Raw genomic sequence first — 8,365 nt, 5'->3', positions numbered from 1 at the left:
CGCAAATGTTTTGCTTCTAATCACCGAAGTGATTGAAGACCCTACACATTTAGTTTGTCAAAACTTTGTTCAGTTTTCAAAGGTCTACCTTGCTGAGCAAACTCAGCAAATTTATTTTATCATGTCGATGCAGCCTTGTCAAGAACTTTTTTTAATTCCGATGTCGGCTAAGCAAGCGACTTAGATAATATATCATGTCATCAATGAACTGTCAACAATCAATTTTAACAAATTATTAAGATTGATCTGTCTGTCACTGACAACGATAACTACTATACCGTGGTCGCCATTCATTGTCAACATCTTTTTTTAATTGGTGATCCTCTCTCTAAAGCAATTAAACTAATTGCCTCTCAAAAGCATCCGCCAGTGTTCGTGTTATGCAACTTATTTATGATTATGAAAGGTATAGATCAACCATTTGCAACTCAAAAACCAAACAATGGTCTTTTTTCTAACATTTTAATCTTTATTATAGATTCCAAAATTGCAGTTCACAAAAAGCGTTAATCTTGCTAAACTCAAGTACTGTTAACAATAAAAAGATAAAAGGAGAAAACATTGTCTACATTAATAGATTTCATCCTCCATATCGATGTCCACTTAATTCAGATTGTTAATCAGTTTGGTAACAGTACCTACTTTATACTACTAGCAATCGTCTTCATCGAAACCGGAGCAGTTATCATGCCTTTCTTACCTGGTGACTCGCTACTCTTTGCCGCGAGTGCTTTAGCAGCTGATCCACGTTACCATCTTAACATCTGGATCTTTGTTATCACATTCTTAGTTGCTTGCTTGGCTGGGGACTCGGTCAATTTCATGATTGGCCATAAAATCGGCAAAAGTCTGTCGAATCATTCGCTCTTCGGAAAGCTTATTAATAAAGACAGTCTAGCCAAAGCCGAAGAATTCTTCGAAAAACACGGTGCTCCGGCAATTATCCTGGCCCGCTACATGCCAATCATCCGCACTTTTGCGCCATTTGCAGCCGCAGGTTCTGGTTTCCCCTACAAGCGGTTCATTCGTTATAGCATTATCGGATGTACTAGCTGGGTCGCTCTATGCTGTTCATGTGGCTACTTCTTTGGAAATTTGCCTTTCGTTCAGAAACACTTCTCAATTATCATCCTGGCGATCATTGTGGTAACCCTGATTCCAGCGATCGTCGGTTTTGTCCGTTCGAAACTGGAAAAAGCCTAGCATATACATCAGCCATCCCCACAGGGCACTGCTCAACAGGATCATGAAGACCAGCCAGATCATAAATAAGTACCAGAAGAACTGTTCCGGCATCAATAAAATGATGGGGTCCTTAGCTGGTGAAAATAACCAGTCCTGGTTAGCAAACAGGATCCGGTGCAGGGCCACAAAGTCTGTGGAGAAATTAATCAATGGCAACCACACAACCATTACAATCAGATATAATAACCATTTCAACGGTAAGAGCAAGCGCCACAGCTGCCCTTGCCGTTTTTGTTTACGCAATAGCCAAAGAGCCAGGACCAAACTAGTCCCACTTGTCAATTCCCCAATCAGCAGTAAGCGCCGTACATCGTGGAAATGGCTAGCCGCCTGGGTAGTAAGCGGGATCGAATGCAATTGTAACTTTTCTGCCCAGGGAAGTTCGAGATAAGCTAGCAGGCGCCGATAGTCAGCGCCAATCTCCCGCGGCGTTACTCCTAAAAGGCCATTTTGGGGCATATGAATAAGCATTGGCGATAAGTTAACAGTAATAAAAAGGGCAATCCCGATCACAGCTAGTACACATAGTACAACCGTCAGGATTGCCCGCAAGTTCTTAATCAATTGTCCACTCATCAAGGCTCTTCACCGTATGGGTTGGTTGAACTGGCATTGCGGCCACCTGTGCCGGTGTCGACAAGCCTGTGTAAACCAAGAGGCTGTCCATCCCCGTATTGATTGCTGCACAGATATCCGTATTGTAATTATCACCAACCATCACCACTTGCTCGCGCCTCAAGTCAGCCTTTTGCAGGGCCATTTTCATGATCGTTGCCTCTGGCTTGCCAATCATGATCGGCTTCTGCTGGGTCGCATACTCCACCAATTTTACTAGGGAGCCGGCCCCTGGCACCATCCCCCGTTCATTTGGCAGGTTGCTATCAGCGTTAGTCCCGATAAAGGTAGCGCCAGCCCGAATTAACAGCACAGCCGTTTCAAGCTTGGCGTAGGTCACCTGCGAATCCAACCCCACTACTACATAGTCAGGCTGCCGGTCGGTTAATTGGAAGTGGCGCTGCTGAAGTGCTTGGCGCAGACCACTTTCGCCCACCACATAAACTTGCCGCCGGTCACCAGCAACCTGGTCGAGGTAGTCAGCAGTGGCCAGGGCGGTTGTGTAAACATTATCAGCAGTAACGTTAATCTGGTGATTCTCCCGCAGATTATTAGCTACAAACTCCGGCGTCCGGGTACTGTTGTTAGTCACGAACAGCACCGTCTTGTCGGCTTCTTGCAATCGCTTGATAAAACGAGCAGCAGCCGGAATCCGCTTGGTTCCCTTATACATGGTCCCGTCAAGATCAATAAAGTATCCCTGATAATCCTTCATTTCTTTGCTCCTTGTTGACGCTTATGAATGACAAACTTCTGTTGATGATTGCTTCCTTTAACCCGTTCTGCATGCTGATGAGAGCGGTGACGAACACTGGGTTGCTTAAGCCTTCTCCGGCGTTCTTTGATCACCGGGCTCTTTCTCCCACGGTGGCGGTGACGTGGAACACGCACGTCATCGTTATGGATGATGAAATAAGCACAACCAAAATTGCAGTCTTCGTAGAGGTAATCCTCTATCGTATCAACCCCCTGCTCGGGATTAAATTGAGGGTTGCCATTATCATAGAATCCCCTAAGCCGAAGCTGGTCATAGCCCCAGTCGCCAACAATGTAATCATACTTGCTGAGGATGTTGCTGAAACGCTTTGCCAGCTCCAGACCGTTAAAGCCATCCCGATACTCCTTGACCAACTCATAAGGGTGCCCATTCAAGGTAAAGTGAGTATGGTCCTGGGCCGTGAAGTGGTACAGATCTGAGCGCTGTTCCTCGCGCCGGTCAATATAGTCTTGTATTTTTGCTCGGTTCATCCGTCTTCCCCTTTTACAGTCTATCTCTGTAAATCATACCACAAGTGTTACTTTCGCTTAGCAAAATCTATCGCCTTGCGCTCGACCATTTGCTCAACCTCCGCGAAGTTTAATGGTTCGCCAAACGATGGCTTATTAGTCAGGTAGTCCAGTTCAGGACTATCGATACCCACGTTGATGTTTTCCTTAACAGGAACTGCGTAGTGGTGGATGTGACCGTGCAAGTTAATGATTTGCGGTGCAATCCCCAACATCAGCGGATAATGGGTCAGGTAGTACTGACGATGATCATACTTCAACAGGACCCCGACATCATGAAAGCTAAATTTATCCCGGCCGCCAAACTCATAGTTCCGCGCCGCCAGATACTTAAACAGCGCCCGGCTGTCGTGATTTCCCTTGATCAGGACCAGATGACCGTTAAGGCTGTTTAAAAGCTCAAAGACCGCCTCATGTGATTTTGTAGCAGGCTTGGTAAAGTACAAGGCGATATCGCCAAGATGGTAAACAATGTCATTTTCGCCTACTTTAGCATTCCAGCTATCGATAATGGTCTGATTCATCACTTCAACATTGGGGAATGGCCGGGGTGCAAAGTCATCAATCCCCAATAAATCGCTATGGAAGAAATGCGTATCAGCCGTTACAAATTGCATATGCTTCCCCTCCTACTTTTTATTATATAAAATAACCTAAGACTGAAGCATCCCAGCCTTAGGTTATTTGCATTTATCAATTATTGATGGCTTACTTACCTTGTTCCTTCTTCAACCGTTCAATGTCACGAACGATCATCAATTCCTCATTGGTTGGGATAAGCAGCGTCTTGATCTTAGCGTCATCGGCTGACAGGTCACGTTCAACACCGTGGCACTTGTTCTTTTCTTGGTCAATCTTGATGCCAAAGTAAGCCAGCTTGTCGGTAACCAGTTTCCGGACTGGCACACTGTTTTCACCAACCCCGGCAGTGAAGACAATCGCATCGGCACCACCCATTTCAGCAATGTAAGCACCAACGTAACGGACAATCCGGTTAACGTACATGTCAAGGGCCAATTGTGCCTGCTCATTACCCTTGTCAGCTGCGGCCAGAATATCACGCATATCTGGTGAAAGCTGCGAAATGCCCAGCAAACCGGACTTGTGATTCAAAATACTGATCATTTCTTGTGAGGAGATCCCCAGCTTTTCCTGAACAAAGGCAACCAGTGATGGGTCAACATCCCCAGAACGAGTAGCCATGGTAATCCCAGCTAGTGGTGAGAAGCCCATTGAAGTATCGAAGGATTTGCCATCCTTAATGGCCGTGATGGAAGCACCAGCCCCGATGTGCATTGTGATCAGTTTCAGATCCTTGAGCGGTTTGCCCAGCATCTCAGCTGCCCGGCCGGCAACATAACGGTGGCTCGTACCGTGGGCACCGTACTTCCGAGCGCCGTACTTCTCGTACCATTCGTAAGGAACACTGTAGAGGGCGTTCATCTTTGGCATGTTAACGTGGAAAGAGGTATCAAAGACAGCAATCGCAAAGGCATTTGGCAATACCTTCCGGAAAGCCTTGATCCCGATCAATTCGGCAGGGTCATGTAGTGGAGCATATTCGGATAACTCATCAATCTTCTTGATGACATCATCATCAATAACCGCAGAATCCTTAAAGAATTCACCACCGGCAACAACCCGGTGACCGACCGCCGTAATCTCGTCGTAGCTCTTAACGATTCCCAGGTCAATCAATTGATCCAAGAGGTAGTTAACAGCTGCCCCATGGTCGGCAAATGGCTTTTCTTCTTCGTGCTTTTGACCGTCGCCAAACTTGATTTTGGCGTGGCCCATCTTTTCACCAATTCGTTCGATGGTTCCTTCAGCAACCACGTCTTCGCTTGGCATATCAAATAACTTAAACTTTAACGTTGAACTCCCCGCATTAACGGCAATTGTCTTTGACATTATAAAATTGTCTCCTTTATTGAACTAAATTCGTAGCAACCCAGTGATCGATCTCTCCTACAAAATCACTAAATTCCTTCGTCTTTTTGAACGATGGGAATTCACCCAAAAGAACCTTCGTTGCCTGCTTACTGCCTCCACCATGACGCTGCAACAAAAGAATGGCCTTTTGTGCCGCCGGGTTGGCAAATAATTCAGCAGGAAGGTTAACGAGTCCCTGCAGGTAAGCGACCGATTGAATCCACTTGACAAATGACTGTGCTTCCTTGGTCTGGAATAAGTTGCTCGGTACCAGGAATACCCCAAATCCACCAGGCCGCAAGTAGTTCATCGACTGTTCAATCAGCAAGTGATGAACATAAGAGTGGCCTTTCTCAGCCCGCGTCTGGTAGTTCTTAGTATTTTGATCCAACGGATAGTAGCCAATCGGCAGGTCAGACACCGCTAGATCACATTGAGGAATATCCAATGCATTAATGGCGTCCTGGTGGTACAAGTCCACATCCAGCTTCTGCAGTGCGATACTGGCACTAGCAACTTCAAGCATCGATGAATCATTATCGATCCCATAACCGTGAATAGGCTCCTTGCTGGCCTTTTGCAATTGGTTAATCACTGCAGTCAAAAGGTTAGCGGTCCCCACGGCCGGATCAAAAATACTATACGGCCGATTGATCTTCGTTACCTTTTCAATCAAAAAGGCCATCAGAAAGCCAATCGTGTCCGGCGTCATTTGGTGGTTAGCTTGAATGGCATCCTTACGAATTACTTTTAAGAAGCTCAGCTGAACCATTTGTCGCAATACTTCAGCATCTGCGTCGGCAATATCAAGTTGTCGATAAATCTCTTGCAGCTTCTTAACCGTTGCTGAATCAGGCACCCCATCTTCAACTTGAACCTCGTTTTCAATCACGTTTTCGATGTTTTCAAGCATGGCGTCAAGGTATGAACTCCGCAATGCGGATTGAAGAATCTCCGTTCCCTGGTCAAACAATTGAAATAATTGTTGTGGTGTTTGCTGTGCCAGTGTTGGTCACCTCCGTTAGATTACAATCATTCCACTTAATAGTTTACCGATTAACAGGAATAAATTCAAGAATCCGCCTTTCTCTAAGCTATTATTTTTCATTTGACAAATTATGGGCGGCCTCGCGAAGAAACTGACGAACTAATTGATCCTCAATCAGCCACTGCTCGGTATAGTAATGGTACTGCCAAACTACGGCCAGACAGATGACCGCTAAAACAATCATCCCCGTCAGCAGGGCATACCCCCGCTGGCTACTCTGGATAAAACTGAAGAATTCCCGCCAATTGCTTGCCATTTTCTCGTTTCACCTCCACCAATACCCGCTGTTCCGACAATCGCTTAAAAACGCATCTTCGTGCCCCACTGAACAGCGGCATATATCCACCGCGGCCTTGCTCCTTTAAATACAGCACCCCTGGCTTATACTGCAAAACATAATCCAAGTCATTTTTTCGACTTTTAACCCAGATATTATCGAGATGAACTTGTTCTAGGATAAAATGATGGTTATCGGCCTCCATTTCTTTTAAGAAAACGTACCAGTCAACCGAACTGTCTAATGAATGCCGGTTGCTGGCCGACAATGCAGTCATCGACCAGCTCGCTAGCAGCAGCGTTAGGGCAGTGATCGTAAGAGCCGCCACGCATTCAATAATGGTAAATCCGCTAAATTGCTTCATCTTCGTAATGACACCACCAATCGTGAATTCTGGTAGACCGTTATCCGGTCCGGCGTGGCAACCGCCCGGCACCCACCGCGTTCGATGGTAGCCGGATGCCCCGTAGCCCGTAGCTGGTCACTGCTTTCCTTTGCCAACCGGGCCGCCAACAGCTTGGTATCGTGTGCGGCTTGCTGGTGGGACAATTGGCGTTGACAAGTCAACAGGGTAATAATCCCCAGACTGACCACCGCCAGTGCCAAGATGCTATCGGCCATGACAAAACCACTAATCTGGTACTTTTTCAAGTCGATAACCTCCCCATGCCAACTGAACCTTCATCAGGTACTTGCAATGTTGCAGACGCGACTTAAAGCCAATCGTCTGCGGAGCGGTATAACCGGTATCGTCGATTATAAACGCATTGAATTTTTCTTCATCAAGCGCGATTGTTGGCGGAATATTCAATAGAGTACGGTGACCATTGCGCTGAAAAACAAGCTGCTTGGTGTCTGAATAATAATCAATGACCGTCGATTGGTGGTGTACTTGCGCCCCCACCTGGGCAGCCCGCCAATCCTGCCGCAGCTCGTGCCAAAATTGTTGTTCAGCAATTGCTTGTCGACTTGGCTGAAACGTCGGCGCAAGCACCAGGTAAATAGTCACTACCAATCCTAGAACAACGATCATCTCAACACTGGTGAATGCCCGCTGCCCCCTCATTGCCGGACCGCCTTTCCGTTGACGATCGTAATCTTTTCTTTCTTGGCCCTCTGCACCTGAGCGGCGGTCAAGTAATCATGCCGCCGGAGCTGCTCTAGGCTGACATTGCTGGCCCCCGTCTCATTTTCATAAGCATCAACCTGGGTCTGGACTACCGACACCATCGCGTCCCTATGGATCCGGTTAGCATTTTGCCGCTGCTGGGCCAGGTTGGGCAGGATAATTAAAATCAGCAGACTGATGATAAACAAGACAATCGACATTTCTAACAGCGTAAACGCTGGTTGCTTTTTCATAAGATACTTTCTTACCATGTCATGCAACCCCCTGTAAGGAATGATAAATCGGCAATAAAATGCTCAGGTACAACGTGACGATCACCCCCGCAATCAGGACAAAAATAACCGGCTGAACCCACAGCAGGAGCCCTTCAATCGATTTCACCAAGCGTTTGAATTGAAGCTGAGCAAAGACTGACAATTCATTTCCAAGCTCTTCTAAAGTGGCCCCTTTATTGATAAAGACAATCAGTTCATTGGGGATAAAAGGATAACTGATAATCACCTGGTCCACCGGCTTCCCCTCGGCCACCAGCGTTTGAATAACCGCGCCAAATTGGTAAAGCAGCGAGTGCTGATCGTACTGGCCGGTCACCTCAATAATCTCCTGCAACGAAAGTCCGTGTTTAAGCATTCCCGCCAGATTTGTTGTCAGGTAATAGCCATAATAGAAACGAAAGCAACGGCCAACAAACGGCAGGCGACAACGCCAGATCATTCGCTGGCAGGGTGATAAGTGTTGCCAGTGCCACCATTGAAATCCTCCGATAATGATCAAAATGGTCAGCAGGTATACCCCCACATTTACGCCAATGGCATGCCAGGAGCCGTCTCTT

The 8,365-nt window shown here is 46.7% G+C and carries 14 protein-coding genes; 2 read left to right on the top strand and 12 right to left on the bottom strand.

Translation table 11 applies throughout. The features are described 5' to 3' along the window. Together ACI31J_RS06035 and ACI31J_RS06030 are read left to right on the top strand one after the other, a co-directional pair. Positions 1-184, top strand: a 184-nt coding sequence (locus ACI31J_RS06035) for a hypothetical protein (RefSeq protein WP_439773535.1), incomplete at its 5' end; no start/stop codon positions are given. A 377-nt stretch (positions 185-561) separates the two neighbouring features. Next, positions 562-1,203, top strand: coding sequence for a VTT domain-containing protein (locus ACI31J_RS06030; protein ID WP_439773534.1), 642 nt, complete (start codon positions 562-564; stop codon positions 1,201-1,203). Here the strand turns inward: ACI31J_RS06030 and ACI31J_RS06025 are convergent. The 12 genes from ACI31J_RS06025 to ACI31J_RS05970 form a co-directional block, all read right to left on the bottom strand. Next, positions 1,120-1,821 (bottom strand): TIGR01906 family membrane protein, encoded by a 702-nt coding sequence (locus tag ACI31J_RS06025; RefSeq protein ID WP_439773533.1) that lies wholly within the window; start codon positions 1,819-1,821, stop codon positions 1,120-1,122. The two genes, ACI31J_RS06030 and ACI31J_RS06025, sit on opposite strands and share 84 nt — an antisense overlap. After that, complete coding sequence (locus ACI31J_RS06020) at positions 1,802-2,575, bottom strand: TIGR01457 family HAD-type hydrolase (RefSeq protein WP_439773532.1); 774 nt, start codon at positions 2,573-2,575, stop codon at positions 1,802-1,804. Before ACI31J_RS06020 ends, ACI31J_RS06025 begins: the two co-directional genes overlap by 20 nt. Beyond that, complete coding sequence (locus tag ACI31J_RS06015; protein ID WP_439773531.1) at positions 2,572-3,108, bottom strand: YutD family protein; 537 nt, start codon at positions 3,106-3,108, stop codon at positions 2,572-2,574. The genes ACI31J_RS06020 and ACI31J_RS06015 overlap by 4 nt, the downstream gene beginning before the upstream one ends. A 47-nt stretch (positions 3,109-3,155) precedes the next feature. Beyond that, positions 3,156-3,764 (bottom strand): metallophosphoesterase, encoded by a 609-nt coding sequence (locus tag ACI31J_RS06010; protein WP_439773530.1) that lies wholly within the window; start codon positions 3,762-3,764, stop codon positions 3,156-3,158. Positions 3,765-3,855: 91 nt separating this feature from the next. Then, entirely contained in the window at positions 3,856-5,058 is a 1,203-nt protein-coding gene (locus ACI31J_RS06005) for an acetate/propionate family kinase (RefSeq protein WP_439773529.1), read from the bottom strand. Between the two features lie 16 nt (positions 5,059-5,074). Beyond that, positions 5,075-6,052: a class I SAM-dependent methyltransferase gene (locus ACI31J_RS06000; protein WP_439773528.1), complete on the bottom strand. Its 978-nt coding sequence runs from the start codon at positions 6,050-6,052 to the stop codon at positions 5,075-5,077. 124 nt (positions 6,053-6,176) lie between these two features. After that, complete coding sequence (locus ACI31J_RS05995; RefSeq protein WP_439773527.1) at positions 6,177-6,383, bottom strand: hypothetical protein; 207 nt, start codon at positions 6,381-6,383, stop codon at positions 6,177-6,179. Then, positions 6,340-6,768 (bottom strand): competence type IV pilus minor pilin ComGF, encoded by a 429-nt coding sequence (locus tag ACI31J_RS05990; protein ID WP_439773526.1) that lies wholly within the window; start codon positions 6,766-6,768, stop codon positions 6,340-6,342. The genes ACI31J_RS05995 and ACI31J_RS05990 overlap by 44 nt, the downstream gene beginning before the upstream one ends. Then, the gene (locus tag ACI31J_RS05985) at positions 6,765-7,055 is read right to left on the bottom strand and encodes a hypothetical protein (protein WP_439773525.1); all 291 of its coding nucleotides are present in this window, start codon (positions 7,053-7,055) and stop codon (positions 6,765-6,767) included. The genes ACI31J_RS05990 and ACI31J_RS05985 overlap by 4 nt, the downstream gene beginning before the upstream one ends. Then, the gene (locus ACI31J_RS05980) at positions 7,036-7,470 is read right to left on the bottom strand and encodes a hypothetical protein (RefSeq protein ID WP_439773524.1); all 435 of its coding nucleotides are present in this window, start codon (positions 7,468-7,470) and stop codon (positions 7,036-7,038) included. The genes ACI31J_RS05985 and ACI31J_RS05980 overlap by 20 nt, the downstream gene beginning before the upstream one ends. Next, positions 7,467-7,766, bottom strand: coding sequence for a competence type IV pilus major pilin ComGC (gene comGC, locus ACI31J_RS05975; protein WP_439773523.1), 300 nt, complete (start codon positions 7,764-7,766; stop codon positions 7,467-7,469). The genes ACI31J_RS05980 and comGC overlap by 4 nt, the downstream gene beginning before the upstream one ends. A 19-nt stretch (positions 7,767-7,785) precedes the next feature. Next, a partial coding sequence (locus ACI31J_RS05970; protein WP_439773522.1) for a type II secretion system F family protein occupies positions 7,786-8,365 on the bottom strand: 580 nt, incomplete at its 5' end.

This window comes from Limosilactobacillus sp. (assembly GCF_051873075.1).
Lineage (GTDB): Bacteria > Bacillota > Bacilli > Lactobacillales > Lactobacillaceae > Limosilactobacillus.
Note: the sequence above shows the minus strand (reverse complement) of the source record. Positions and strands in the feature narration are given on the sequence as shown.

Excerpts from the sequence above, each read along its gene's own strand:
- ACI31J_RS06025 (WP_439773533.1), bottom strand. The coding sequence starts at position 1,821 with ATGAGTGGACAATTGATTAAGAACTTGCGGGCAATCCTGACGGTTGTA.
- ACI31J_RS06020 (WP_439773532.1), bottom strand. The coding sequence starts at position 2,575 with ATGAAGGATTATCAGGGATACTTTATTGATCTTGACGGGACCATGTAT.
- ACI31J_RS06015 (WP_439773531.1), bottom strand. The coding sequence starts at position 3,108 with ATGAACCGAGCAAAAATACAAGACTATATTGACCGGCGCGAGGAACAG.
- ACI31J_RS06010 (WP_439773530.1), bottom strand. The coding sequence starts at position 3,764 with ATGCAATTTGTAACGGCTGATACGCATTTCTTCCATAGCGATTTATTG.
- ACI31J_RS06005 (WP_439773529.1), bottom strand. The coding sequence starts at position 5,058 with ATGTCAAAGACAATTGCCGTTAATGCGGGGAGTTCAACGTTAAAGTTT.
- ACI31J_RS05995 (WP_439773527.1), bottom strand. The coding sequence starts at position 6,383 with ATGGCAAGCAATTGGCGGGAATTCTTCAGTTTTATCCAGAGTAGCCAG.
- ACI31J_RS05990 (WP_439773526.1), bottom strand. The coding sequence starts at position 6,768 with ATGAAGCAATTTAGCGGATTTACCATTATTGAATGCGTGGCGGCTCTT.
- ACI31J_RS05980 (WP_439773524.1), bottom strand. The coding sequence starts at position 7,470 with ATGAGGGGGCAGCGGGCATTCACCAGTGTTGAGATGATCGTTGTTCTA.
- comGC (WP_439773523.1), bottom strand. The coding sequence starts at position 7,766 with ATGAAAAAGCAACCAGCGTTTACGCTGTTAGAAATGTCGATTGTCTTG.